This is a genomic window from Streptomyces sp. NPDC049915, from assembly GCF_040656475.1.
In the GTDB taxonomy this organism is placed as follows: Bacteria; Actinomycetota; Actinomycetes; order Streptomycetales; family Streptomycetaceae; genus Streptomyces.
This window is the reverse complement of sequence record NZ_JBFAMH010000014.1, coordinates 38,354-63,670: the sequence shown is the minus strand read 5'-3', so window position 1 is coordinate 63,670 and position 25,317 is coordinate 38,354. Positions and strand designations below refer to the sequence as shown.

At 72.4% G+C, this 25,317-nt stretch carries 20 protein-coding genes and 1 tRNA gene; 8 read left to right on the top strand and 13 right to left on the bottom strand.

Annotated elements, in window-relative coordinates:
• Nucleotides 1-86 precede the first annotated feature (86 nt).
• The gene (wblA, locus tag AB0J12_RS23745) at nt 87-416 is read right to left on the bottom strand and encodes a transcriptional regulator WblA (protein ID WP_361634194.1); all 330 of its coding nucleotides are present in this window, start codon (nt 414-416) and stop codon (nt 87-89) included.
• Nucleotides 417-833: 417 nt separating this feature from the next.
• On the opposite strand from wblA, the gene AB0J12_RS23740 reads away from it, so the two are divergent.
• A complete protein-coding gene (locus AB0J12_RS23740) occupies nt 834-3,083 on the top strand; it encodes a transglycosylase domain-containing protein (protein WP_363266373.1) in 2,250 nt (749 codons plus the stop codon).
• A 181-nt stretch (nt 3,084-3,264) separates the two neighbouring features.
• On the opposite strand, the gene AB0J12_RS23735 is transcribed toward AB0J12_RS23740, so the two are convergent.
• Nucleotides 3,265-3,729, bottom strand: a complete 465-nt coding sequence (locus tag AB0J12_RS23735) for a GatB/YqeY domain-containing protein (RefSeq protein WP_363266372.1) — start codon at nt 3,727-3,729, stop codon at nt 3,265-3,267.
• A gap of 150 nt (nt 3,730-3,879) precedes the next feature.
• Here AB0J12_RS23735 and AB0J12_RS23730 point away from each other — a divergent pair, with 150 nt between their 5' ends.
• The 3 genes from AB0J12_RS23730 to AB0J12_RS23720 all read left to right on the top strand — a co-directional run bounded on the left by AB0J12_RS23730 (nt 3,880) and on the right by AB0J12_RS23720 (nt 5,830).
• A complete protein-coding gene (locus AB0J12_RS23730; RefSeq protein ID WP_363266371.1) occupies nt 3,880-4,806 on the top strand; it encodes a metallophosphoesterase in 927 nt (308 codons plus the stop codon).
• 119 nt (nt 4,807-4,925) lie between these two features.
• On the top strand, nt 4,926-5,723 hold the full coding sequence (locus AB0J12_RS23725; RefSeq protein ID WP_363266370.1) for a Pr6Pr family membrane protein: 798 nt from the start codon (nt 4,926-4,928) through the stop codon (nt 5,721-5,723).
• A gap of 33 nt (nt 5,724-5,756) precedes the next feature.
• Nucleotides 5,757-5,830, top strand: a tRNA-Pro gene (locus AB0J12_RS23720).
• Between the two features lie 90 nt (nt 5,831-5,920).
• Here AB0J12_RS23720 and AB0J12_RS23715 read toward each other — a convergent pair.
• From AB0J12_RS23715 to AB0J12_RS23680, 8 genes are all read right to left on the bottom strand, one after another.
• Nucleotides 5,921-6,451, bottom strand: a complete 531-nt coding sequence (locus AB0J12_RS23715; protein ID WP_363266369.1) for a Pycsar system effector family protein — start codon at nt 6,449-6,451, stop codon at nt 5,921-5,923.
• Nucleotides 6,452-6,535: 84 nt separating this feature from the next.
• Nucleotides 6,536-8,035 carry a DUF4407 domain-containing protein gene (locus tag AB0J12_RS23710; protein WP_363266368.1) on the bottom strand — a complete coding sequence of 500 codons (1,500 nt, stop codon included), beginning with the start codon at nt 8,033-8,035 and terminating at the stop codon, nt 6,536-6,538.
• Nucleotides 8,028-9,104, bottom strand: coding sequence for a hypothetical protein (locus AB0J12_RS23705; protein WP_363266367.1), 1,077 nt, complete (start codon nt 9,102-9,104; stop codon nt 8,028-8,030). Before AB0J12_RS23705 ends, AB0J12_RS23710 begins: the two co-directional genes overlap by 8 nt.
• A complete protein-coding gene (locus AB0J12_RS23700) occupies nt 9,101-11,380 on the bottom strand; it encodes a hypothetical protein (RefSeq protein ID WP_363266366.1) in 2,280 nt (759 codons plus the stop codon). Before AB0J12_RS23700 ends, AB0J12_RS23705 begins: the two co-directional genes overlap by 4 nt.
• Entirely contained in the window at nt 11,373-12,113 is a 741-nt protein-coding gene (locus tag AB0J12_RS23695; protein WP_363266365.1) for a hypothetical protein, read from the bottom strand. The genes AB0J12_RS23700 and AB0J12_RS23695 overlap by 8 nt, the downstream gene beginning before the upstream one ends.
• A gap of 136 nt (nt 12,114-12,249) precedes the next feature.
• Complete coding sequence (locus AB0J12_RS23690) at nt 12,250-12,963, bottom strand: Crp/Fnr family transcriptional regulator (RefSeq protein ID WP_363266364.1); 714 nt, start codon at nt 12,961-12,963, stop codon at nt 12,250-12,252.
• 221 nt (nt 12,964-13,184) lie between these two features.
• A complete protein-coding gene (locus AB0J12_RS23685) occupies nt 13,185-14,711 on the bottom strand; it encodes an LCP family protein (protein ID WP_363266493.1) in 1,527 nt (508 codons plus the stop codon).
• Between the two features lie 512 nt (nt 14,712-15,223).
• The gene (locus tag AB0J12_RS23680; protein ID WP_363266363.1) at nt 15,224-15,586 is read right to left on the bottom strand and encodes a metalloregulator ArsR/SmtB family transcription factor; all 363 of its coding nucleotides are present in this window, start codon (nt 15,584-15,586) and stop codon (nt 15,224-15,226) included.
• Between the two features lie 167 nt (nt 15,587-15,753).
• Here AB0J12_RS23680 and AB0J12_RS23675 point away from each other — a divergent pair, with 167 nt between their 5' ends.
• Nucleotides 15,754-16,146, top strand: coding sequence for a BlaI/MecI/CopY family transcriptional regulator (locus AB0J12_RS23675; protein ID WP_363266362.1), 393 nt, complete (start codon nt 15,754-15,756; stop codon nt 16,144-16,146).
• Between the two features lie 91 nt (nt 16,147-16,237).
• Here AB0J12_RS23675 and AB0J12_RS23670 read toward each other — a convergent pair whose 3' ends face one another.
• Nucleotides 16,238-16,861 (bottom strand): hypothetical protein, encoded by a 624-nt coding sequence (locus tag AB0J12_RS23670; RefSeq protein WP_363266361.1) that lies wholly within the window; start codon nt 16,859-16,861, stop codon nt 16,238-16,240.
• Nucleotides 16,862-17,074: 213 nt separating this feature from the next.
• On the opposite strand from AB0J12_RS23670, the gene AB0J12_RS23665 reads away from it, so the two are divergent.
• Both AB0J12_RS23665 and AB0J12_RS23660 read left to right on the top strand, forming a co-directional pair.
• Nucleotides 17,075-17,287, top strand: a complete 213-nt coding sequence (locus AB0J12_RS23665) for a DUF4287 domain-containing protein (protein WP_363266360.1) — start codon at nt 17,075-17,077, stop codon at nt 17,285-17,287.
• A 280-nt stretch (nt 17,288-17,567) separates the two neighbouring features.
• The gene (locus AB0J12_RS23660) at nt 17,568-21,545 is read left to right on the top strand and encodes a hypothetical protein (RefSeq protein WP_363266359.1); all 3,978 of its coding nucleotides are present in this window, start codon (nt 17,568-17,570) and stop codon (nt 21,543-21,545) included.
• Here the strand turns inward: AB0J12_RS23660 and AB0J12_RS23655 are convergent.
• A complete protein-coding gene (locus tag AB0J12_RS23655; RefSeq protein WP_363266358.1) occupies nt 21,518-22,288 on the bottom strand; it encodes a PIG-L deacetylase family protein in 771 nt (256 codons plus the stop codon). The genes AB0J12_RS23660 and AB0J12_RS23655 overlap by 28 nt on opposite strands.
• Before the next feature lie 206 nt (nt 22,289-22,494).
• Here AB0J12_RS23655 and AB0J12_RS23650 point away from each other — a divergent pair, with 206 nt between their 5' ends.
• Nucleotides 22,495-23,289, top strand: coding sequence for a glycosyltransferase family 2 protein (locus AB0J12_RS23650; protein WP_363266357.1), 795 nt, complete (start codon nt 22,495-22,497; stop codon nt 23,287-23,289).
• Here AB0J12_RS23650 and AB0J12_RS23645 read toward each other — a convergent pair.
• Nucleotides 23,277-25,211: an NAD-binding protein gene (locus tag AB0J12_RS23645; protein WP_363266492.1), complete on the bottom strand. Its 1,935-nt coding sequence runs from the start codon at nt 25,209-25,211 to the stop codon at nt 23,277-23,279. The two genes, AB0J12_RS23650 and AB0J12_RS23645, sit on opposite strands and share 13 nt — an antisense overlap.
• Between the last annotated feature and the right edge of the window lie 106 nt (nt 25,212-25,317).

The window sequence follows — 25,317 nt, the reverse complement described above, 5'->3', positions numbered from 1 at the left end:
TCGGCGTACCAGCCGTCAGCGCGGACGGCGAGAGCATGCTCACCGTCGGCCGAAGACGCCGTGCCCTGCGCCGACGCGCGGTCCTGTCAGCTCACCGCCGCGTACACCTGCTCGTCGTCGAGTGGCAGGATGCCCGCGCCGCGTTCGTACTCCGTGCGCGCGGTTTCCAGCAGCCGGCGCCAGGAGGTGACGGTCGGTCGCCGACGCAGCAGCGCGCGGCGCTCCCGTTCCGTCATGCCTCCCCACACGCCGAACTCGACGCGGTTGTCGAGCGCGTCGGCAAGACATTCGGTGCGCACCGGGCATCCGGTGCACACCGCCTTGGCTCTGTTCTGTGCTGCTCCCTGAACGAACAGTTCATCCGGATCGGTAGTGCGGCAGGCCGCCTGCGCACTCCAGTCGGTTACCCAGCCCATACCGGCGCCGTCCTCTCCCGAATCGAGGCTCCCCCACGGCGGCAGCGGCATATTCACCGCCGCCAGTTGAGGACGTTACGGAAGGTGGGCACAGCGCAACACCCCCAGCGGGCCCAATCTTGAATGGCCCGAACGGACTATGGGGAAGCGGCAGATCACCCGGGCGAGTGAGCCGACGACATACGCGACCCTCCCGGCAAAGCGGGACAGATCCGGCTCGCCACATGGGACGCCGCGTGACACACAAGGCGGATTCGGACACGCCGCCACCGCAGAAAACATCTGCGAACAGGAAGCCTCCGGAACGATGCGGGACCGCCGGACGTATGGATACATGGCCGCACTGCTGTGACGTTGAGAGCAGCTTAGGCCAAGGCATATACGCGTGTCCGGCGAATGAGAACGTAGGCTGCCCTCATGCCAAAGAAGCGCTCGGGCGGTGGCCTGTCGCCCACGCAGCAGGCCGCCAAGTTCCTCGGGGTCAGTGTGCTCGCCGGAGCGGTGCTGGCCGGTATCGCGCTGCCCGCGGTCGGCGCGCTCGGCCTGGCCGCCAAAGGTTCGGTGGAGAGCTTCGACGAGCTCCCGGTCAGCCTGAAGACCCCGCCGCTGAGCCAGCGCACCGCCATCCTCGACGCCGACGGCGGCCAGATCGCCACGGTCTACTCCCGTGACCGCACGGTGGTGGCCCTGAAGGACATCTCGCCGTACATGCAGAAGGCGATCGTCGCGATCGAGGACTCGCGCTTCTACCAGCACGGAGCGATCGACCTGAAGGGTGTGCTGCGCGCGCTGAACAAGAACGCACAGAGCGGCGGCGTCGCCCAGGGCGCGTCCACGCTCACCCAGCAGTACGTGAAGAACGTCTTCGTGGAGGAGGCCGGCGACGACCCGACGAAGGTCGCGGAGGCCACCCAGCAGACCCTCGGCCGCAAGATCAAGGAACTGAAGTTCGCGATCCAGGTCGAGGAGGAGCTGGGCAAGAAGAAGATCCTCGAGAACTACCTGAACATCACGTTCTTCGGTGAGCAGGCCTACGGCGTCGAGGCGGCCTCCCAGCGGTACTTCTCCAAGTCCGCCAAGGACCTCAACCTCCAGGAGTCGGCCCTGCTGGCCGGCATCGTCCAGTCGCCGAGCCGCTACGACCCGGTGAACGACGAGGCGGAGGCCACCAAGCGGCGCAACATCGTGCTGCAGCGCATGGCCGAGGTCGGCGACGTGTCGCAGGCCGAGGCGGACCGCGCCAAGACGGCCCCGCTCGGCCTGAAGGTCAGCCAGCCCAAGAACGGCTGCATCACGGCGGCCAAGGGCGCCGGCTTCTTCTGCGACTACGTCCGCGAGGTCTTCCTGACCGACCGGGCCTTCGGCAGGACGCGCGCGGAGCGGGCGAAGCTCTGGAACCAGGGCGGCCTGACCATCCACACCACCCTCGACCCGCAGGCTCAGGAGTCGCTGCAGGACTCGGTGCGCCGGCATGTGAACAAGAGCGACGACGTGGCGACGGCCGCCTCGGTCGTCCAGCCCGGCACCGGCAAGATCCTCGCGATGGGCCAGTCACGGCCGTACGGCTTCGGGAAGAACGAGACGCAGATCAACCTCTCGGTCAACCAGCGGATGGGCGGCGGCGCGGGCTACCAGTCCGGCTCGACGTTCAAGCCGATCGTGGCGGCGGCGGCGCTGGAGGGCGGCATGCCCGCCACGAAGACGTACCCCTCGCCGTACTCGATGGACTACCCGCACCCGGTCGCGGCCTGCGACGGCAGGAAGTGGGACGAGAGCAACGTCCGGCTCACCAACGAGAACAAGTCGGAGTCCGGCCCGTACGCGATGAAGGAGGCGACGGCGAAGTCCGTCAACACCTACTTCGTGCAGATGATCAGCGAGATCGGCATCTGCCCGGTCACCGAGATGGCGCAGCGGATGGGCGTCCAGCGGGCCGACGGCAAGAAGCTGGAGGAGCGCCCCTCCATCGCGCTGGGCACCCAGGAGGTGTCGCCGCTGACCATGGCGAACGCCTACGCGGCCTTCGCCTCGCGCGGGATGTACTGCACGCCGGTCGCCATCGAGTCGATCGCGCAGCGGGTCGGCGACCAGACGAAGTCGCTCCCGGTGCCGAAGTCGACCTGCTCCCGGGCGATGTCCGAGAAGACCGCCGACACGGTCAACACGCTGCTGCGCGGCGTCGTCGAGGACGGCACCGGCAAGCAGGCGGGCCTCGGCAGCCGCCCGAGCGCGGGCAAGACCGGTACGACGGACGAGCGGTTCGCGGCCTGGTTCGTGGGCTACACGCCGAACATGGCGGGCGCGGTGTGGGTCGGCGACCCGGCGCACAAGCGCAAGATGCAGCAGATCTCCATCGGCGGCGTCTGGCACGACAAGGTCTACGGCGGCGAGGTGCCGGGCCCGATCTGGAAGGACATGATGTCCGGGGCGCTGCAGGGCAGGCCCGCCCCCGACTTCACGCTCGTCGACATCCCGGGCGGCGACAAGCCCACCGACAAGGGTGACGGCAACGGCCGTGACGACGGCAACAACGGCGGCGGCCAGACCAACGGCGGCAACGACGGCCTCCCCTTCCCGCTGCCGTCCTTCACCCTCCCGGACGGCTTGTTCCAGGGCCAGGGCAACGGGGGCAACAACGGCCGCGGCCACGGCGGCAACGGACCGTGACCGGTCCCCCCTCGCCGCCGGCGGTGAAACGGCGAGGGGTACCGGCGGGGGATACGGAGACGGGACCGTCGGTTGGTATACGACGGGAGCGTCGGTTGATACGACGACGGGGGCGCCCCTTGCGCGAGGGGCGCCCCCGTCGTCGTGACGCGGAAGAGCGGGCAGGTGGCAGGAGCCGGGGTCAGCCCGCGAGGTGCTTCTTCACCGCGGCGGCGACGCGGCCGCCCTCGGCCTGGCCGGCCACCTTCGGGTTCACGATCTTCATGACGGCGCCCATGGCCCGCGGGCCCTCGGCACCGGCGGCCTTGGCCTCCGTCACGGCCTGGGAGACGATCGCGTCCAGCTCGTCGTCGGACAGCTGCTTGGGCAGGTAGGCGGCGAGGACCTCGCCCTCCGCCTTCTCCCGCTCCGCCTGCTCGGCGCGACCGCCCTGGGCGAAGGCCTCGGCGGCCTCCCGGCGCTTCTTCGCCTCCCGGGTGATCACTTTCTGCACCTCGTCGTCGGAGAGCTCGCGCTTCTCCTTGCCCGCGACCTCCTCCTTGGTGATCGCGGCGAGCGTCAGCCGGAGCGTCGAGGAGCGCAGCTCGTCGCGCTCCTTGATCGCGGCGTTGAGGTCTTCGTGCAGCTTCGACTTGAGCGTGGTCATGGGAGTGATTGTCGCAGGTGCGGCAGGCGCGACGCCCGTTGATTAAAACGGCGCTCCCAGCCCGGCTCCCGCGGGGTGTTCGGGTTGCCCGGGCGGAAGGTTGTCCACAGGCCGGCGCGGCAGGGTGAGCGCATCTGACACGATGTCCGTATGCGCGCGCGATACAAGGTCCCCCTGTCGATCGCGGCGGCTGGCGCCGCCGGTCTGGTGTACGCGGCGGGCTTCGAGGCCCGCTCCTTCCGTCTGCGACGGGTGACGATCCCGGTCCTGCCGTCCGGGATGCGCCCCCTGCGTGTGCTGCAGGTCTCCGACATCCACATGGTCTCCGGCCAGCGCAAGAAGCAGCGCTGGCTGCGCTCCCTGGCCGGCCTGCGCCCCGACTTCGTGATCAACACGGGCGACAACCTCTCCGATCCCGAGGGCGTGCCCGAGGCCCTGGACGCGCTGGGCCCGCTGATGGAGTTCCCGGGGGCGTACGTCTTCGGCTCCAACGACTACTACGGCCCGCGGCTGCGCAACCCCGCCCGCTACCTGGTCGAGAAGGTCCACGGCAAGCACGGTCTGAACGGCAACCCGCCCGCCGTCGGCGTGGTCCACAACCCCTGGGAGGACCTTCGTGACGCCTTCGACGCGGCCGGCTGGCTGAACCTGACCAACACGCGCGGGACGCTGAAGATCGACGGGGTCTCGGTGGAGATGACGGGCCTGGACGACCCGCACATCAAACGGGACCGCTACGCCCGGGTCTCCGGCGGCCCCTCCGGCTCGGCCGACTTCTCGATGGGCGTGGTCCATGCGCCCTACCTGCGGGTGCTGGACTCCTTCGCGGCGGACGACTACCCGCTGATCCTGGCCGGCCACACGCACGGCGGCCAGCTGTGCATCCCGTTCTACGGGGCGCTGGTCACCAACTGCGACCTGGACACGGACCGCGTGAAGGGCCTGTCCACGCACACGGCGGAGGGCCGCACCGCCTACCTCCACGTCTCCGCGGGCTGCGGCACGAACCGCTACACCCCGGTCCGCTTCGCCTGCCCGCCGGAGGCGACGCTGCTGACGTTGGTGGGGAAGGACTGACGGCGACTGCCGGGTGAGGTGACACGGAGGGTCCCGGAGTGGACGGGCCGCCCGGGCAATACCCCGGACGGCCTATCCGGAAAGGCCCCCTTTGCCCCTTTCCGCCTAACTTGGGGAGCATGACCGCCCCCATACCCAGGGACATCCCGGACCTGCCCGCGATACCGGGAACCCACCCCGCCCTACTGCCCTCACCGGTCCCCGCCGCGGCAGTGGTCCCCCCGATACGCCGCCCGCTCACGGCGGCGTATCGCGTACTGATCGCACTCCTCGCCACGGCGGGAGTGACGCTCTACATCCTCCTGGGCAGCCCCGCCCGGGTCCTGTCCTACTTCACGATCCAGAGCGGCATCCTGCTGGCCGTCGTCTGCCTCTTCTCGGCCCGCCGCGCCTGGACGGCCCGCCGCCCCCTCCCCTCGGCGCTGACCGGCGCCACGCTGCTCTACGTCGTGATCACGGCCCTCGTCTACCACCTGCTCCTGGCGAACACGGCGAGCCCGTTCGCCATGGCCGGCGCCGGCGCCCCGACCGGCTGGCAGGCGGTGGCCAACCAGCTCCTGCACACGGTGGCCCCGGCAGCCGCGGTCCTGGACTGGCTGCTGCTCACCACCCCCGGCCACCTGCACCTGCGCCAGGCGGCGACGTGGCTCGTGTACCCCCTGGCCTACCTGGCCTTCTCCCTGGTCCGCGCGGAGTTCCTGCTGCCCGGCACACCGGCCCGCTATCTCTACCCCTTCCTCGACGTGGAGCAGCACGGCTACAAGAGCGTGCTGGCGAACGCACTGCTCCTGGGCCTGTCCTTCTACGCCCTGGCGATCGTCCTCGTGATCCTCGACCACGCCCGCCCCAACCCACTGCGCCGCCACCCGCGCCCGCGCTCCAGAACCGGATTTCGTCTCCAGCCGCCGGTGGGCTAAAGTAAACGACGTCGCCGCGACAAGCAGCGACATCGGGGTGTAGCGCAGCTTGGCAGCGCGCTTCGTTCGGGACGAAGAGGTCGTGGGTTCAAATCCCGCCACCCCGACAGAGAAACACCAGGTCAGGGGCCTGATCCGCAGCGCGGGTCGGGCCCCTGAGTGGTTCGTGGCTTTCTGTTGCCTCGCCTGGGCCGGCGCTACACCGTCGCTCCCGTCACCACGCCCAGCACGGTGAGTGCGCAGAATGCGGTTCCCCAGATCAGGGCGTGGCGGATGCACCGGTATTTGGTCCAGGCGATCTGGGACAGGGTCACCAGCTGGCTCAGGTCGCGGACCGTGGGGTCGGTCTGGCGGATCGTCTGTTCCAGGTGCGTGATCGACGCCGTCCTCACGTCGCCGAAGTAGTGGGTTCGGGAGCGGTGGGGACGGCCGAGCCGTGGGGTCACGGCCAGGCCCAGCAGGACGAGCGCCGGAGCACAACAGGCGCAGCCCGCCCAGAGGAGCAACTGCGCGGCGACCGGGTAGTGCCGCGGCTCGACGGCGCCGCTGCCGATCGCGCCGAGCAGTGCGGTCAGGGCCGCGCCCAGCAGCCCCAGCATCATGCCGGCCCTGCTGTCGGCCTTGGCGAGCTCCTCTCGGACTTCGGACAGCATGGTCCTCGTGAGCTGCGCTCCCCCGTCGGAAGGGGTGCCGGCGCTCGGACCCGCGTCCTCGCCGGGCATGGTCATGGCTGTTCCTCCTTCGCGTTGTCGGCAAGCGGCCGCCCCGTGTGCGAGGCGGCCGCGGGTCGTTGTACGGAGCAGGCAGTGGTGTCAGACGGTCGACGAGCGGCGGATCTCGTCCTCCAGCGCGTTGATCGCCTGCCGGACCCGAATGTTCATGGCCGCGGTGTGCTCCCGGAACGCCGCCTCCTGCTCGGCGCGGTGGCGGCGCACCTCCTGCTCGATGCTGTCCTGGGCCATCTCCAGATTCGCCAGGGCCCTGCGCTCCGTGAGCCGGACCTCCTCGGCGTGGATCTTCACTGCGCTGTTGCTCTCGTCGGCCAGCATGCGGTCGTACGTGGTCTCACCGCTCTGGAACTTCACCAGCACGGGGAGCACGTCGAGGAACACGAACAACAGCCGTACCAACCAGATGCGTGCGGCCAGCGAAGGGTTTCCGCTCGCCAGTTCGTCGAGCGCCCGGATCCGCTCCAGGGCACCGATCTCCTTCTGCTTGCCCCGCTCCTCGGCCAGCCGCCGGTCGATCGCGTCGGCCCGCGCCTTGCGGAAGTCGCCCCGGGACGAGGTCAGCTCCCCCTCCATCACCGAGATGCGGCTGTTCATGGCGGCGAGTCGCTGCTCGTTCTCCTTGGTGCGGTGGGTGTTGCGGTAGTCCTGTGCCTTGTCACGCAGGCGCAGGCACTCCGACGTCCGCTCAAGACGTCCCGTGGCCACCACGTAGATCAGCCGACGGCATTCGTCCCGCACCTCGGAATCGATGGCGTCCAGTGTGCTGGTCTCCCCGTCCACCCGCTTCTGCAACGCGGCTGCGTCCGAGCGCAGGGTGGTGAGCTCCTCCGCCCGCTCGCCGGGCGCCGCGCCGAAGGAGAGGATGTACGCCGTGTCGCAGCCCGCCGGGGTGGCGGTCTGCGTCGTGGACGGTACGGGGTTGCAGCGGATCAGGTTGGTGCGCAACTGGTCGATGGCGCCGGAGCGTTCATCGGCGACATGCTTCTCGATCGCCGTCTGGAAGATGCGCAGCACGAGCGGTTCGGCGATCACCACGCCGACGAACAGGGCGATCAGCAGCCTCATCACCAGGGGCCCGACCCGTCGCCGCGCGTTCGGCTGTGGCGTGACCAGCCAGCGGTCGAGGTTGAGCACGAACAGCATCCAGATGGCCGCGGGTACCAGCGCGACGGGGGAGGGCCGGCCGAGTGCCTCGCTCGCGAAGTTCCACATGGAGAACGCCGCGATGATGGAGGTGCCGAACACCACCCCGCCGAGTGCCGTGTACTTGCTCCGCTCGTACCGGACCCTCGCCAGCAGCTCCTCGTCGACGCCGGTCAGGGTGCGCAGACGCCCCGCCACGTCGAGGACGATCGGGCGGCGGCCGGCAGCCGGCGCCGGCATCGCGTCACCGGACGGGCCCGGGCGGGGGCCGTCCCCCGTCGTGCGGGCGGTGGCCCGGCCGTTCACCGCACGGGACGCGGCGCCCTGACCGGTGCCGCGCGCCGCCCGGGTGGCCGTGCCGCCCTCAGCGGCCTGGCGCTTCGCCTTGCGGGAAGCGTTGCGGGAAGCCGTCACGTGGTTCGTCGGGAAGTCAGTCAACGAGATCGTCCTCGTCCTTGACGAAGCCACCTTGCGGGTCGCGTGAGCCGTCGCGGCCGTCAGCCGCGCGACCGCGGCCGGCCGGACCCGACTCGACCATGCGGACGGAGTCGGCGGCGACCCCGGCCACGGGCGAGCCCAGGCCGCCGGTCTCGCGCAGGACCTGGTCCAGGACCTGGTGGTAGTCGACGTACTCGCTGCCACCCATCTGGCGCAGCAGCGTCAGCAGCAGCTCGCGACGCAGCTGCACCTCCGCCGTTTCCTGCGCGTGCGCGTGGGTCCGGTCCGCCACCTCGGCCTTGTGCCGGCGCACCGACTCCTCCTCGGTGATCCGGTGGATGCGCGCCGCGACCTCGGTGACGTCGATCTCCTTGCGGGCGACACCGAAGGCGTCCACGTGATCCGAGCCCTGGGCGAACAGTTCCGCGATCCGCTGGGCGTCCTCGGTCTCGAAGTCACGCTGGCCGCGCTGCAGTTCCCAGGCGCGCCGCTCGTCACGCAGTTTCTGCTCCCAATTGCGCAGGTCGTCCGAGGCGGCGTGCACTTCGGCGCTGACGAACTCCACGCTCATCCCGGCGACCCGCGGCGGCACGATCGCGCTGTAGGCGGTCATACGGTGGCCCACCTCGGCGCGCACCGCGTTGATCTCCTCCACACGGTGTCCGGCACTCACTCTCGGCAGCTCGCCGTCGCCCATCAGATAGGCGCGCAGGGGCACGGTGACGTCGATGATGCCCTGCCGGGCGACGACGGCCGGATCGATCACCTGGCAGGTGAAGGACGTCCGCATCGTGAAGGTGTCCGCCTCGCTCACCGAGGGCAGCGGGCGGTCCACGTCGACCAGACGCGCCCGGGTGTCGACCAGGCTGACGGAGGAGGCGTCCAGCACATCGGGATGGGCCGGGTCGAACACCATGCCCTCGGGGAACAAGCGGTAGTTGCCGCCGGTGCGGAAGACGTAGGCGGCGCCGGGCGGCAGCGGCGGCACGTCTTCCCGGCGGCGGCGCCGGGACCACCAGGTGCCCTGCACCGTGGCCAGGATGTGCTCGGTTATGACGGGGTAGTTCACTTGACTCGGCCTCCTTCAGCGGAAGGGGAGGATGGGGTGGACAGGGAGTGTGTGGCGGGGCCCTTGCGGCCTCCCGGCCGGCCGCGCAGTGTGCCGAGGAGTACCTGCGCCAGCTCCCGGGTGCCGGGGATCGCGTAGTCGGGGTGCCTCAGGGCGATGGGCAGGTGCCGGCAGAGCGCCGCCCATTGGCGTGGGCTCATGACATCCCGCATGACGTCGCCGAGTTCGCGCACGGCTTCCGTCACGGACGGGTCGTCGCGCAGCTGCACCAGCGTCCGGCACAGCGCGCCGACGGCCCTGCTGCGGTTGCTGCTGTGCAGGACATCCGCCCACAGCGCCCCGAGATGGCGGGCACTGTCCGGGACCGCGCGCAGCAGTGCCGCGGCGACGGGCTCGGGAGCGTCCAGCCGGGCGGCTTCCAGAAGCTGCGCGGCGTTGCGCAGCGCGATCACCCGCTCCCGGGAACCAGGCGCCGCGTTGTGAAGGACGGTCCGTGCGTACCGAAGCGTGAGCAGGGCCCGCTCGGGGTCCTGTTCGGCGCTCTGCAGCAGCAGGACCAGGGAACGGCGGGCCGAAAAGGCGATGCGCTCGCCGCGGTGCGTCAGGAACCACAGCCAGTTGAGCGCCTCCATGCGGTACAGCGAGCCCAGGCGGCCCGTCAGCGCCATGGCCGCCGTCACCGCCCGGCCGGGGCCGTTGTTGTCCGTCCAGCTCAGTACGGTGTTCAGGGCCTGCGGAGCGAGGTGCTCGGACTCACACATGAACTGCAGGGTCAGGGCGGCGGTCACCCGCTGGCTGGTGAAGCCGTCGGACCACACCTTCAGCAGGTTCTCGTCGACCTCGACCAGCGCGTACCGGGCCAGCAGTGCGACACCCCGGGCCACTTCGGTGCGGGTCTCCAGGTCCGCGAGCAGAGCCAGTTCGCTCAGCCACTGGCGCATCGGGTACCAGAGCGCGTAGCCGTACAGCTCGTGCAGTTCGGCGATGACCAGTTCACGGATGCGGGGCGAGGTGAACACCAGGCGCCGCTCGCTACGGCCGGCGTCTCGTCCCGGGCCGGGCCGGTGTTCGGTCGTCACGAGCCCGACCGCGTGCTCCCGCCACCGGACGCGGGACTGGTCGTCCACGGCGCCGCTCAGCGGTGTCGCTGTCGAGCCGCCCAGCTCCGCGAGCGTCTGCTCACCGCTCAGTTCGAACGTGCGCACATGAGCGGCGAGCGCGGCGCAGTCCCTCTCGAACTTCCGCTCGGGGATGCCCTCCACGAAGGCCAGGGCCGCGAGGGGGAGCAGGTCGCCCGCGGACGGCCTTCGGCCGAACCACTCGCGGACCCGCTCCCGGTACCGGTCCCTCAGGGTGTCCAGCGCCGACTCCGCGCCTTCCCGGGACAGGGTCACGGCCGCGGCGACGACGTCCGCGGGCCGTCGCTGTTCGCCGATCCGCCGCAGCAGTTCCCGCTCGGCGTCCGGTTCGAGGGGGGCGCACGGCAACCGGCTCCTGCAGTGCTCGAACAGCACCACGGGATCCGGGGCCTGCCAGGCAACGCAGTGGTCCCGCAGCGCCAGCCGCCGATGGGCCGTGTCCCCCGCCGTGATCACCAGATACGACCCCTGGCGGCGCAGCTTCTCGCTCAACCGCTCGATCCCGTACGCCTGCACGGCCTCGACGTGCAGTTCGCCGACGTAGTCGACGATGACGTACCCCTGTCCTGCCTTGAGGTCCCGTGAGCCGGCCAGGTCGGCGAGGGCATTGGCGGGTGACAGGGAGCGGAGCCTGGCCTGTTCACCCAGGACCGCCCTGAGGAGAGCGAGGGAGCCGGCACTGCGCCCGCAGTTGTCCTGGCCGGTCAGCACGACGAGCCCGTGGTCGCGCAGCTTGGTACGTGCTTCGTCGAAGCAGGGCTGCGGAGGGACGTAGAAGCGCAGGGCACGGTCGGTCTTCTCGGGGTCGATGGTGCCGGGGGCGAGTCCTGGGGACGAGGCGGTACCGAAACCGAACGCGGCCGAGGAGGCGTCGACGACACCGTAGAAGTTGTTGTTGACGAGCTGGTGGACGCGGCTCAGATCGTCGTAGCCGCGCTCGTCCTCCTCGCGCTCGTCCGGCTCCTTGCGCCGTTCGGGGGCCGCGTTGCGGCCGGGGCCCGCCTCCCCGGCCGGCGCGTGGCCCGTGTCGTCCGGTGCCGCAGGTGCCTCCTGTGACGTGTCGGGCGCTTCGTACTCCCCGGCGGAAGGGAGGTCCGTGGCGACCGGCCCGCCGTCCGGGTCGGAGGCGTCAGGCACCGGTGCTCCCGAAGCCGAAGACCGCGCCCCGGGCGTCCACGGGCCCGGTCATGTTGGTCACATTGATGCTGTCGGCACGGTAGTCGTTGCTGATCCCCGGCTCGCCGCCCGCGGCGGCCGGCGCGGGCCGCTCCGCCGTGGGCTCCCCTGACACCGGGGCCGCGGAACCGTGCTCGTGTGAGGCGGGGGCGGCGTCGAGTGCGGGCACGCGCAGCCAGGCCGGAGCCTCATACTCCTTCACGTGCACGGTGACGCGGGTGAAGTCCCCGGTGCGCAGCGTCGTGTGGCCACCGGCCACATGGGACCGGAACACGTCGTCGGACAGCAGCACCGCCAGGTCCGCCTCGGGGTGCGCGGCGAGGGCGTCGTAGAGCGCGGGTGCGTTCAGCAGACGCGCCGTGGCCACCACGGCCGTACCGGCGAAGCCGTTGTCCGCCAGTTCCACCAGTCCCTGGTGCACCACGGTCCGCAGCCGCAGCCGGGCCCGGGGGACGCGATCGGAGTTGTACTCGCGCAGTTCCGCGGCGAGATGGCGGACGTAGTCGTCGACCAAGCGCGGCTCGGTGCCGTCCACGGGACGCACCGCGAGCTGCTCGTCGCCCTTGCGCTGGATCTGCCACTGAGCGCGGTCGTAACCGGCGCCCCTGGCGGCGCGGTCGAGGAGACGCGGCAGGTCATGCTGGGTTTCGGACTGCCTGCGGTCGTTCCTCTCCCCGTAGGCCTGTGCGTCCACGGCTATGCATGTGCAGGGGTAGAACCCGGGCCACTCAACCACCCGATCATTCCTCTCTGGGCAGGCCATAGGCGGAACACCGCCTATGCAGCGCGTGCACGAGAGGCTAGGAGAAGGGTCGGGAACTGATCCCGTATCAGTACGGGTTGTGAGCCACGACTTTGGCGAATTCCAGCAGTTTCGGAACGTCACAGATGGTTATGGTTCGGTAACTGCGTTCCACCAGTCCCTTGGCGGTCAGAGCAGCTAGGCTCTTCTCGGCCGTGTTGAGCGCCAGACCGGCCAATGAGGCGAGCTCCCCCTGGGTGAGCGTCACGCCGAGGTCGCACCGCTTGCCGTCGCCGTCCGGCAGGGGCTGGCCGTATGCCTGGCTCAACTCGGCCAGCACGCGGGCCAGCCGGGTCAGCGAGTCGTAGGCCCGGAAGTCGATCCGGCGCCGGTTGGCCCAGCGCAGCCGGGCGCACAGCATGTGGAGGATGGCCCGCATGGCGTCCGGATGACGGGTGAGAAAGGTCTCCAGCGCTCCCACCTGGATGACCCGTGCGGTGACGTCACCGCACGCGATCACCGTGCCGGACCTGGGCCGTTCCTCGAACGCCGCCATCTCGCCCACCAGGTCACCCCCTATGCGCACCGAGAGCAGCATGTCGTAGCCGCTCTCCGTACTGGCGACGACCTTGACCACCCCGCTCGTCAGCAGCAGGACGTGCCTGCTGTCGTCGCCCTGCTGAAGCAGCGCGCGATGCGGCGGATAGGTGATCGGCGTTCCCTGCCGCAGGAGTTCGACGCGCGTCGCGTCGCGCAACCGGCCGAGAAAGGTGGACGGTGGCCATGCCTGGTCCACGAACACCCCCGACGATCTCTGTGCGGCTCGGCGCGCTGTTCACGCCCGACCGACCATGCTGCCGTCCCGCCGTGCTCCGGCAAGCGGGCTGCACCGCATGTGGCTTGATCGGTCTCTTCGCTGCCGGAATTGATCGAATGGATATTCGTGAAAGGAACTCATATTCGATTCACATTCGGCCTCCCGATCGCCGGCACGCCGACGGCGTTACGCAAGCGGTGAGGGACTCACGCGTCCGAGTCCGGTCGGGTCCCGGCTGCCGTGTACGCCTCGGCCGGTGTCATCGGTACGCCGTTCAGCTCGACCGTCTTGTACGGGCTGACCTTGGCGCACGTCTTGGCCTGGTCGGCCGTCTGGGCGTGGGCGTCGATCGTGGCCGCCTTGGTGTCGGCCGGGGCGGACGCGGTGCCCGGGTAGCTCGCGCCGGACGGCCAGTCGCTGCCGATCACCAGGGTCAGGCCCGTGCCGGTGCCTTCCTTGAGATGAGGGGCCGGCAGGTTCAGTGCCTTCGCCAGCGTCTCCGCCTGTGCCTTCTGCCCCGCGCCGTAGGTGAGGGTCGTCGACGCGGTGCGGCTCGGGGCGTTCGCGGTGCTGGTGCTCCGGCTGAAGCCCTGCTCCGCCAGCGCCGTCGCGACCGCGGAGGCCCGGCCGGTGATCGCCGTGCCGTTCTCCACCGTCACCGCGATCTGCGACGCGGGGACGGGCGGCGTGGACTGCGCGGGGGTGGCCTCCCCGGTGGGCGAGGCCGTCGTCGAGGGCTTCGCGCCCTGCGCCGCCGACAGCGACTGGTCGTTCGCCATGGTCGCGAAGAGCGTCTTCGCGCCGGGGCCCACCACCACGCGGTCACGGTTGCGCGGGTCGGGGGCGGTCTGCATCGTCGTGAACGTCATGGCGTTGGTCGGGACCTTGTCGATGTCCGTCGCCAGCCCGACCAGCTTGCGCACGCTGTCCAGGCCGTCGTCCACGGTCAGCGCCTTGGTCGCGGCGTCGGCGAGGTCGTAGACCGCGGTGGGGTCGGTGAGTGTGCCCGCGCTCTTGAACTTGCGGATCATCGCGCTGAGGAAGATGTGCTGGGAGACGGTACGGCCCAGGTCGCTGCCGTCGCCGAAGCCGTGCCGGGAGCGGACGAACTGAAGGGCCGCCACGCCCTTGAGCGTGTGGGGGCCCCGCGAAAGCTTCAGGTGCGAGTACGTGTCGTAGACGTCGTCGCTGACGCAGACCGAGACGCCGCCGACCGCGTCGGACATCTTCACCACGCCGGAGAAGTCCAGCTGCACGAAGTGGTCGATGGGGATGCCGGTGAGCTGGTGGACGGTGGCCACCTGGCAGGCCGGGCCGTACTCCAGCGCGCTGTTGATCTGGCCGTAGTAGCCGCGGGTCGAGCGGCCGGTCGACGCGTTCTCGCACGCCGGGACCTGCGTCATCGTGTCGCGCGGGATGCTCATCACGGTCGCGTTGGAGCGGTCGGCGGATATGTGCACCACCATCTGCACGTCCGCGTTGCTGCCGCTCTGCACCCCGGTCTTCGCGCAGCCGCCGCCGAGTTTGCAGTCCTCCTCGCTGGTGCGGCCGTCCGAGCCCATGACCAGGATGTTGATCGGGGTACGGCCGAAGGCGTCCGCCGTCTCCGTGCCGCCCTTGCCGTCCAGCGAGACGCTGTTGATGTTGCCGTTCAGGTGCTCGTAGAACCACCAGCCGGCGCCGGCCGTGACGAGGACGAGGAGCGAGAGGCAGATTCCGGCGGCCCTCAGCAGACGCCTGCCCCGCCCGAGCTGCCGGGGCCGTCGGCGTGCGCTGCCGTTCGGGCGGGAGCCTCCCTGCGGGCCGGCGCCCTGTGGGCCGGCGCCCTGTGGGCCGGCGCCTTCGCTTCGGCGGTCCCGCTGACGGGGCGGCCCCTCCGCCGCACGGCGCCCGCCGTCCGGACCGGCCGCGCGACCGCCGTCCGCCCGGGGCCCACGGTCACCGTCCGGACCGGGCCCGGGCCCGTCGTCCGCCCCGGGTCCGCGCCCGCCGGGCACGCGGGTGCCGCGGTTGCGCGTGGTCCGGCCGCCCGGGCCGTTCCACGGCTCGCTCATCTGCCACTCCCCTGAACGCTCGCTCGGGCACTTTGCTTGCGTAATTGCGCAATCTAACAAACATCGAGCTGTGGCAGTACGGCACCTGTCCGGCACCACCATCCCTTTACAGGGGAGGCACGTGAGCCACGTGCGGTTCCGCGACGTCCGTCACAGCACGATGCCGTGACCGCCTCGGGGTCGTAGCGCTCTCAGCGTCCGATCCGGCGCAACCGGTGGGCCGGAACGGCGGTCTGGTCGACGCGGGCGGTCATCTGGCCGACCATGACCCGGACCAGCGTGACGACATCGGGGTCGTCGATGTAGTAGATCTGCCGCCGGCCCTCGCGCCGGGAGCGCACGAGCCCGGCGAGCTTCAGCTTGGCCAGGTGCTGGCTGACCGCGGGCAGCGCGCCGCCCACCCGGTTCGCGAGGTGCGTCACGTCGCTCTCGCCCTGCGACAGGGCCCACATCAGGTGGAGCCGGGCCGTCGACGCGAGCAGTCCGAACGCGGCGGCCGCCTCCGCCAGCACCTCGGCGGGCGGGTCCTCGAAGCCCCCGGCGCTCTCCGTCACGGCCCTCTCCCGTCCCACCCTGTTCCCAGCAGGCGCCTGTGCGCCCACCCATCGTAGAAGGGGTGCCCCACCGCCTTCGTTCGTACGGCTGCGAGCGACCGCGCCTTTGTACGATGTGATGCTCACCCCACGGGGAACCGGGCGAGCGGAGGCGGAAGGGAGGCGGCGTGCGGGAACCGGAGCCGCAGTCGCACCGTCGGCGCAGGGCCAACGGCACGCTGGAGACGCGGGTGCTCGCCGCGCTGCACGAGGCCGACGGGCCGGTGACCGCGGGCTGGGTGCAGGAGCGTCTGGCCGCCGGCCTCGCGTACACCACCGTGGTGACGGTGCTCGCCCGCCTGCTGGCCAAGAACGCCGTCACGCGCCGGCGTGAGGGGCGGTCGTTCGTGTGGATACCGGCCGCGGACCCGGCCGGGCTCGCCGCGCTGCGGATGCGCAAGGTCCTGGACGGCGAGCAGGACCGGCGGGCGGTGCTCGCCAGCTTCGTCACCGGGCTGCCGGAGGGCGACGAGCAACTCCTGCGCGAACTGCTGGACCGGGCCGGTGGCCAGGAGCAGTAGGAGAGGCGAGGAGCGGTAGCGGAGGAGGATCTTCGTTTTTCTTCCTGCTGTGCCCGCTCCGGGCGGCGACGCCCCTGTGACCCGCCGCGGATCAGGACACGCTCTTCGGTGCCTGCTCCCCCGTCAGCGCTTCCTCCACCCGGTCGAGCAGGAAGGGCACGACCCCGCGCTCCAGCAGGGCGAGTTCCCACAGCTCCCTGGCCCGTTCGGCGTCTACGACCGTGTCGGCCGCCGTATCCGCCTCCCGAGGCTCCGTCGCCCACAGCCAGACCACGTCGGCGACCGCCGCTCCCACGGCCAGGGCACCGATCAGCAGGCCCGCCGTGAGCAAGCCGTCGCCCACGTAGGGGCGGCCGTCGAAGAAGCGCAGGCCGTACCCGGTCAGCAGGAAGGCGGCCGCCACCACCGCGGACACGCCGGGCAGGAGCACCGCCGGCGGAGGCAGGACCCGGCGTGCGCCGGCCGGTCCCGCGGCGGCGTCGGCGGCGGGTCCGCACGCCGTGGGCAGCAGGCGGGCGTAGTCCCGGTACTCGGCCTCCGCCGCGGCGGCGATGGCCGTACGCTCCCGCACCGCGCGATTGCGCAGCTCTTCCCGGTCGACCGCGCCGGCCGCGCGGTCGAGGGCGTCCCGGACCGGTCCGCACTCCAGGGCCCGGTCGAGCACCCGCTCGAAAACGACGGCGAGCTCGGGCGCCGGCGGTCCACCACACGTCATAGGTCCCCCGGAGGAAGGTGAGGACTGGCGAGTGTAATGGTCCGCGGATTGCGCAAGCTTGAAAGACTCAACAGCGGGGTAGCGGGGCCCGTGCGGGAGACCGGAACCGGCATGTGACGCAGCCCACTCCCGCCGGCCGATGAGTCGCCGCCCGGTCACCGGTCATAAGGCGTGACACGAAGAGAGCGACAGCACGACGAGGGAGCCGCAGAGATGACCGACGCCGTCAAGGGACCCGCCTCCTACTTCCCCTCCATCGAGAAGAAGTACGGCCGCCCGATCGCCGAGTGGCAGGACGTCATCAGGGCGGCGCTGCCCGCGAAGCACATGGACCTCGTGCGCCTGCTCAAGACGGAACACGGACTGGGCCACGGGCACGCCAACGCCCTCGTCGCCCACACCCTCGCCCAGGCCGGCAAGCCGTAACCCGGCGTTCCTCTCACCCGAGGCGAGACCGCGCCCGTCGCACCGTCCGGCACCGGTCCCTCCCCTCGTGCGGACCGGTACCGGGCGGTGCGGACGGTATCGACCCGGGCCATGTCGGCAGTCGGCGCGGATCGAGAGCGGCGGATCTGGGATCCTGCCAGAGCGGGCCCGTCCGGAGGAGGCCGAGCCGTTCGTCCGGCGGCGTCCGCGCAGGTCAGCCGTATAGGGTGAGTTTTCCGGTCCGGACGGAAGACGCGGGGGAAGTAAGGGGTGGGACACCTTGAGTTCCGACTCAGGGGCACGCACGGCCTTCGCGGAACGGCTCGCGCTGCTGTACGGCGAGGCCGGTAACCCACCGCTCAAGCGCGTGGCCGAGGCCGTGGTCCGGCTGCAGCGCGTCGACGAGCGGGGGCGACCCGTCCGTGTGTCCGCGCAGCGGATCAGCGACTGGCGGCGGGCGCGGAACGTGCCCGCGCAGTTCCCCGCCCTCGCCGCGGTGCTCCAGGTGCTCATCCCTCAGGCCCGCCGCTTACAGCCCACCCCGGTGAGTCCCGGCCTGTACGACCTCGGCGAGTGGCAGCGGCTGTGGGAGAGCGCGGTGGCCGACCCGGTCGCGGAGCGCCCCGCGCACTCCGGGCAGGACCCGCCGCAGTCCGAGGAGAACGCGTCCGTGCCCGGCGGGGTGTGCCCCTACCGGGGGCTGGCCTCCTACCGGCAGCAGGACGCGCGCTGGTTCTTCGGCCGGCGACGCAGCACGGACAGCCTGGTGGAACTGCTGCGCTCGGCCGAGCGCACCGGTGGCCTCGCGATGCTGGTGGGCGCCTCGGGCGCGGGGAAGTCGTCCCTGCTGAACGCCGGTCTGGTGCCCGCACTGCGCGAGGGCGTCCTCGACGGCGGCCCGGAGCGGACCGTGGTGCAGATGGTGCCGGGCCCCCATCCCCTCGCCGAACTGCGCCGCCGTGTCCCCGGGCTGCCGGCGGCCTCCCCCGGGCCGCACGAGGCCCCGGAGGAACCGTCCACGGGCCCCGATCCCGACGCCGTGCGGGGCGCCGTCGCCGCCTGGGCCGGGGACGGGACCCGGCCGGTGGTCATCGTGGACCAGTTCGAAGAGACGTTCACTCTCTGCGCCGACGAGGACGAGCGGCGCGCCTTCGTCCGGCTGCTGCACGCCGTCTGCGCGGGCGAGGATCCCCCCGTACTCGTCGTCCTCGGCATTCGTGCCGACTTCTACGAGCACTGTCTCGCGCATCCCGAGCTCGCCGACGCCCTCCAGCACCGGCACATGGTGCTCGGTCCGCTGACCAGCGCCGAACTGCGCGACGCGGTGACCGGTCCGGCCAAGGCGGTCGGCCTGGAGCTGGAGGCGGGGCTGGCCGAGCTGATCGTGCGGGAGGTCGGCGCGGACGGCCCGCGCGGCGCGCACGACGCGGGGGTGCTGCCGCTGCTCTCACACGCCCTGCTGGCGACCTGGCAGCGGCGCAAGAGCGGCCGGCTGACGCTGGCCGGCTACCGGGCGGCGGGCGGGATCCAGGGCGCGGTCGCGGCGACGGCCGAGCGGGCCTGGGCGGACCTGGACCCGGCGGCGCGTACGGCCGCGCGGCTGCTGCTGCTGCGGCTGGTGCGCCTCGGCGAGGACACGCAGGCCACCCGGCGGCGCGGTACCCGGCGGGAACTGGCCGCGGAGGCCGCCGATCCGGACAAGACGCAGGAGTCGCTGGAGGCGCTGGTCCGGGCGCGGCTGGTGACGCTGGACGCGGACACGGTGGAGATCACCCACGAGGCGCTGCTGCACGCCTGGCCGCGGCTGCGGGACTGGATCGACGAGGACCGCTCCGGGAACCTGCTGCGCCAGCGGCTGGACGAGGACGGCCGGGCCTGGGAGGCCTCGCACCGCGACTCCTCGCTGCTGTACCGGGGCTCCCGGCTGGACCAGGCCCGCAACTGGGCGCACGGCGCCGGGGACACCCTGCTCACGCGCGGCGCGGTGGAGTTCCTGGCCGCCTCGGTACGGCTGCGCCGGCGCACGGTGTGGATCAGCCGGGCGGCGGTGTCGGCGCTGGTGGCGCTCGCGGTGGTGGCGGCGGGTGCGGCCGTGGTCGCCTGGCAGCAGCGCGACGACGCCGTGTTCGAGCAGGTCGTCGCCGAGGCGGACCGGGTGCAGGACACCGACCCGTCGCTGTCGGCGCAGATCGACCTGGTGGCGCACCGGCTGCGGCCGGGTGACGAGGGCACCCGCAACCGGCTGGTGTCGATCGTGAACGCGCCGCTGGCGACCCCGCTCACCGGACACACCGGTGCCGTGTACCTGACGTCGTTCAGCCCGGACGGCCGCCTGCTGGCGAGCGCCGGCTACGACCGCACCGTACGGCTGTGGGACGTGGCCGACCCGCGGCGCCCGAAACCCCTCGGCCGGCCGCTGACCGGGCACGCCAGCTGGGTGAGCAGCGCCGTGTTCAGCCCCGACGGCCACACCCTGGCCAGCGCCTCGGACGACGGCACGATCCGGCTGTGGGACGTCACCGACCCGGCCCGGCCGCGCCCGCTCGGCGCTCCGGTGAAGGGGCACGCGGGCACGATCTACCTGCTGGCGTTCAGCCCGGACGGCCGCACCCTGGCCTCCGCCGACGAGGATCACACGGTACGGCTGTGGGACCTGGCCGAGCGGGCCCGCCCGAAGCCGCTCGGGGAACCGCTGGCCGGGCACGGGGCCGCCGTGCGCTGTGTGGCGTTCAGCCCGGACGGGCGCACTCTCGCGGCCGGCGGGGACGACGCGGCGATCCGGCTGTGGGACCTGTCCGACGGGCACCGCCCGCGTCAGCTGCCGGCGGAGCTGACCGGGCACCGGGCGACCGTGCACTCCGTGGCGTTCAGCCCCGACGGGCGGACCCTGGCCAGCGGCAGCGCCGACGACACGGCACAGCTGTGGGACGTGGCCGACCCGCGCCGGCCGCGGCGGCTCGGCGCACCGCTGACCGGGCACGCGGGCCCGATCTGGTCGGTGGCGTTCAATCCGCAGGGCACCCTGCTCGCGGCTGGAAGCGCGGACTCCACGGCCAGCCTGTGGAACGTGACGAATCCGGCGTATCCCTCGCAGGTCGGAGAGCCGCTGGCGGGCGGCAGCGGGGAGATGTACACCGTCGGCTTCAGCCGGGACGGGCGGACGCTGGCGACGGGCAGCGGGGACGGGAGGGTGCGGCTGTGGTCGGTGCCGACGTCGGACATGGCGGGGCACGTCGGTGCCTTCCGTCCGGACGGGCGCGTCCTGGCGACGGCCGCCGAAGACGGCCTGGTCCGGCTGTGGAACGTCACGGCGCCGGGGCGGCCGGTGCGCCTGGGACAACCGTTTCCCCCCGGGCAGGGCCACATCCGGCGGATGGTGTTCTCCCCGAACGGGCACGCCCTGGCCGTCCTCATGGCCAGCAGTGAGATACGGCTGTGGAACGTCACCGACCCCGCGCACCCCGTGGCCTACGCCCCGCCGCTCGCGCTGCACATCCGCTACGCCGGGGGCGACGCGCTGACGTTCAGCCCGGACGGCCGGGTCCTGGCGTCCGCCTACGACGACCGCACCATCCAACTGTGGAACGTCACCGACCCGACCCGCCCCCGCCCGCTCGGCACACCCCTCACCGGACACCAGGGGTACGTCTACACGCTCGCGTTCAGCCCGGACGGCCGCACCCTGGCCAGCGGCAGCGCGGACGCCACGGTCCGGCTGTGGAACGTCACCGACCCCGCGCACACCGTGCCGCGCGGCCGCCCCCTCACCGGGCATCGCGGGCCGGTCAACGTGCTCGCGTACAGCCCCGACGGCCACACGCTGGCCAGCGGCAGCGACGACGACACGGTCCGGCTGTGGAACGTCACCGACCCCGGCCGCGCCACCGGCTTCGGCCACCGGCTCACCGGCCACACCGAGGCGGTCGTCTCCCTGACCTTCAGCCCGGACGGCCGCACCCTGGCCAGCGGCGGCAACGACACGACCGTACGGCTGTGGGACGTGGCCGACCCCTCCTCGGCGGAGCCGATCGGCGCGGCGATGAGCGCCCGGGCCCGCACGGGCAGCTTCCTGTCGTTCGCCCCGACGGGCCGCATGCTCGGCGTCTCCAGCGGCGCGGACACGGTCCGCCTGTGGAGCCTGGACGTCGACACGGCGATCCACCACATCTGCGCGACCACCCGGGGCGTCCTGACCGCGGAGAAATGGCACGAATACCTGCCCCGCCTGTCCTACGACCCACCGTGCCCGGAGCCGTAGGCCTCGGCAAGACCATCGCCGTCCCGGCGCATGTACCACTCCGTCCCCATCAGCCGCTCCTGCTCCGCTGGTTGCAGCGCGGCGACGCGGCCCGGCAGTGCGCCGCGCTCGACCTCGCTGCGGTGGGCGAGGACGGCACGGAGTTTGCGCGGGAGCCAGGGGCGCACGTCCAGGGTCGTGGTGACCTCCGCGTCGGGGACGCTGTGCGTCGGGCGGCCGGGGCGCATCAGGCGCGGGCCCAGCGCGCGGGCGGCGGAGTCGGGGTGGGTGGCCAGGTACAGGGCACGCGGACGCCACGGGGCGCCGGTGCCGGGATGCAGCTCGGGGCGGCCGGCCTCGGCCACCGCGAGTGCGGTGACGCGGTGGGTGTGGGCGTGGTCGGGGTGGCCGGTCAGCCCGCCGAGGGCGTCGTGGGTGACGACGGCGTCGGGGCGGATCTCGCGGATGTGCGCCACCAGCCGCCGTACCGCCTCTTGGAGCGGTGCGTCCAGAAGGCGGGCCGCGCCCGGCGCGGAGTCCGGGACGCCGGCGTCGGCGTAACCGAGCAGCCGTGGCTCACCTGCGCCCAGGACCCGCAGCGCCTGCGCCAGCTCGACGGCGCGTCCCGTGCCCGCGGCCCACGTCGCCGTCACGACGGCGGTGCGCGCCCCGGCTTCGGCCTGCCGGGCCAGCAGACCACCCGCGGACAGCGACTCGTCGTCCGGGTGGGCGAACACGGCGAGCAGGCTCGCGGAGGGAGTCATGCGGCGCATCTTTCACCTGGCCGGACAGTTCGGACGGAGGTCACCTTTCCACAGCGTGCAAAAGAGGGTGACCGGTGTCTCCACGGTGTACGGAGGGCTTGTTACGCTGGAATCGGCCCGGTCGCTGGTGTCTCCCCCGTCATCAGCGACCGGGTTCCTTGCTGAGCGCTTCGTCCCTGTTACGGAAAGGCAGGTGGGGGTCGCCCGTGTGCCGGCGCGTCGTCATCGTCACCGCGGTCCACGCTCCCTCGGCGCCCTTTCTGCCCGACGCCCATGCCTCGCTGTGTGCGCAGGTGCTGCCCGACGGCTGGACGTGGCACTGGGTGATCCAGGAGGACGGTGAGAGCGACGCCGTACGCCCGTACGTCCCCGACGACCCCCGGATCACCTTCCGGCAGGGCCGCCGCGGCGGTCCCGGTGTCGCCCGCACCCTCGCGCTCGCGCACGCCGACGGTGAGTACGTGAAGGTCCTCGACGCCGACGACCGGCTCGCCCCGGGCACGCTCGCCCGTGACCTGGCCGCGCTGGAGGCCGACCCCGGACTCGGGTGGGCCACCTCCCGCGCTCTGGACCTGCTGCCCGACGGCACGACCGTCGGCTTCCCCGGCGACCCGGACGAGGGGCCCCTCGAGCGGGGCGCGGTGCTCGGCTTCTGGGCGGCGCACGACTACCGCGCCCAGGTCCACCCGGCCACCCTCTTCGTCCGCCGCGACCTGCTGCTCGCCCTCGGCGGCTGGATGGCGCTGCCGGCCTCCGAGGACACGGGCCTGCTGCTCGCCCTGGACGCGGTCAGCCCGGGCTGGTTCACGCGGGAGGTCGGCCTGTACTACCGCAAGTGGGACGGCCAGGTCACCGGCCAGGCCTCCCACGTGGACCCGGTCGAGCGCCGGGCCCGCATGGCGGTGGTGGAGGCGCGGGCGCGGGCGCTCGCCGGATTGGGCTGGGACTCCCGGCGTCCCGGCCCGCTGGCCGCGGCGCGGGTCCCGCATCAGGTCCGCTGAACTCCCGCCCGGCCGCGCCGGCCCAGCAGTTCCGCAATGCCTCGCCGGGTCGCCGCCAGGATCACCCGGTCCCGCGGGCGCAGCACATACGTCTCGGGCAGATCCCACACCAGACCCGACGTCCTGGGCTCCGCCGCGTCCGGCTCGGCCGGCTGCTCGGCCGACGCCGCCGCGTCGAGGGCCAGCACACGCCACGACCCGGCGCGGAAGGCCTCGCCCACCGTGCGGCCCTCCAGCTGCGGATGCCCGGCGACGTCCACCGCCGCGAAGAGCAGCACCCGCCGCTCCACCGGGATCGCGCCGAGGATCTGCCGGCCGAGCATCGCCGCCGCGAAGGCGGGCGCCGACAGGTGGGACACACTGCGGCTGCGGGTCCGGGCGTGCGGGTGCGCGGCGCGCAGGGTGCGGTACACCGCGGTCGCGAAGTCGTCGTCGTACAGGCGCAGCACGGTCCGCAGGTCGGGGCGGATGCCGCGGGCGTACAGCACCGCCTCCAGGTTCGTGGTGTCGGAACTGGTGACCGCCAGCAGCGCCGCCGCCCGATGGATCTTGGCGGACTCCAGGACGCCCTCCTGCGTCACGTCCCCCAGCACCACCGGCACCCGCAGCCGCCGCGCCGTCGCCAGCCCCCGCGCCTCCGCACCGGCCTCCACGCACACCACCGGCACGTCCAGCTCCCGCAGCCGCGTCAGCACCCGGGTGCCGATCTTGCCCAGGCCGAGCAGCACCACATGCCCGCTCAGTCCGCGCGGCGGCTTGCGCAGGGCGGACGCGCTGCGGAAGGTGCCGAGCCCCTCCAGCACCGCGGCCAGCAGCACCGGCAGCAGCAGCAACCCGACCAGCCCGGACAGGAGTTGGAGGACCTGCCGCCCGGTGGAGGCGCCGACCGCCGGATCGTTGATGGCGAACAGGTCCAGCAGCGTCAGATACAGCGCCCCGAGCAGATGCACCCCGGTCACCAGCCACAGGGCGACCGCGAGGGCGAGCACACAGCCCGCGAGCCCGGCCAGCGACCAGCGCAGCCGCCGCGAGAACAGCGACCCGAGCGGCGGTACGACGCCCCCGATGCCGCGCCGCGCCCCGGCCACCGGCGCCGACGTGCCGTCACCGGCGTACGCCACCTGCTCCAGCACCACCCGGCCGCACTGCCCGGCGGCCTGGCGTACCGCCGCCGTGTCGGGCAGCAGCTCGGGGCCCCGCTCGTCACCGCCCTCCGCACCCGGCGTGCCGCCCCCGGGCGGTGACAGCAGCGCCAGCGTCGCCAGGCCCGGGGCGGTCTGCTGTCCGCGCACCGGCGGCTGTTCGACCGCGCGCAGCAACAGCCCCTCGGTCTGTACGACCTTGGTGGTGCCGGCGACGGCGGCCGCGGCCAGCGCGGGCGCGGCCGTGTCGGCGTCGGACAGTACGGTCGTCGACGCGTCGCCGGTGTCCTCGCCGGTCGCCAACGCGGCCGCCTGGTCGAGGAGTTCCTCGATGTGCTGGCCCAACCGCCGGTTGTACAGCCGCAGGACGAGCGGGAGGCGCGGGTTGAGCCGGCGGGCGGTGAGGGCGGCACGGATGTTGGTCTCGTCGTCGTCGTAGACGAGCGCCAGCGCGGCCGCCCGCTCCACGCCCGCGTCGGCGAGCACCACCTCGGTCGGCTCGACGGCCTCCATGAGCCGCTCCTGCCGGCCGGCCGCGTCACCACCACCGTTGCCACCGCCGTTGCCACCGCCGTTGGCACCGCCCGCGGCGCCGAGGCTGACGGCGGCGCCGACCACCCGGTCCAGCAGCGCCGCCGACACCGCCCGGGCCCGGCCGACGACCGGCGGCCGGACGGTGCGCTGCGCGGACGGCACGACGAGCGTGACCTGCTCGCCGTACACACCGCGCAGCTCGGCGGCCAGCCGGTGCGCGAGCGCGTCGTCCCCGCACACCACCATGTGCGCGGCCGCGTCGGCCGGGGTGCTCTGACTCGGAACCGTTCCCACGAGAGGACAGACTGCCCCACCCGGCGGCTGGTTCCACCGGGGCACCGGCAGGGACGAC

Excerpts from the sequence above, each read along its gene's own strand:
- AB0J12_RS23665 (WP_363266360.1), top strand. The coding sequence starts at position 17,075 with ATGACCGACGCCGTCAAGGGACCCGCCTCCTACTTCCCCTCCATCGAG.
- AB0J12_RS23725 (WP_363266370.1), top strand. The coding sequence starts at position 4,926 with ATGACCGCCCCCATACCCAGGGACATCCCGGACCTGCCCGCGATACCG.
- AB0J12_RS23655 (WP_363266358.1), bottom strand. The coding sequence starts at position 22,288 with ATGACTCCCTCCGCGAGCCTGCTCGCCGTGTTCGCCCACCCGGACGAC.
- AB0J12_RS23670 (WP_363266361.1), bottom strand. The coding sequence starts at position 16,861 with ATGACGTGTGGTGGACCGCCGGCGCCCGAGCTCGCCGTCGTTTTCGAG.
- AB0J12_RS23645 (WP_363266492.1), bottom strand. The coding sequence starts at position 25,211 with ATGGTGGTGTGCGGGGACGACGCGCTCGCGCACCGGCTGGCCGCCGAG.
- wblA (WP_361634194.1), bottom strand. The coding sequence starts at position 416 with ATGGGCTGGGTAACCGACTGGAGTGCGCAGGCGGCCTGCCGCACTACC.
- AB0J12_RS23730 (WP_363266371.1), top strand. The coding sequence starts at position 3,880 with ATGCGCGCGCGATACAAGGTCCCCCTGTCGATCGCGGCGGCTGGCGCC.
- AB0J12_RS23735 (WP_363266372.1), bottom strand. The coding sequence starts at position 3,729 with ATGACCACGCTCAAGTCGAAGCTGCACGAAGACCTCAACGCCGCGATC.
- AB0J12_RS23715 (WP_363266369.1), bottom strand. The coding sequence starts at position 6,451 with ATGACCATGCCCGGCGAGGACGCGGGTCCGAGCGCCGGCACCCCTTCC.
- AB0J12_RS23740 (WP_363266373.1), top strand. The coding sequence starts at position 834 with ATGCCAAAGAAGCGCTCGGGCGGTGGCCTGTCGCCCACGCAGCAGGCC.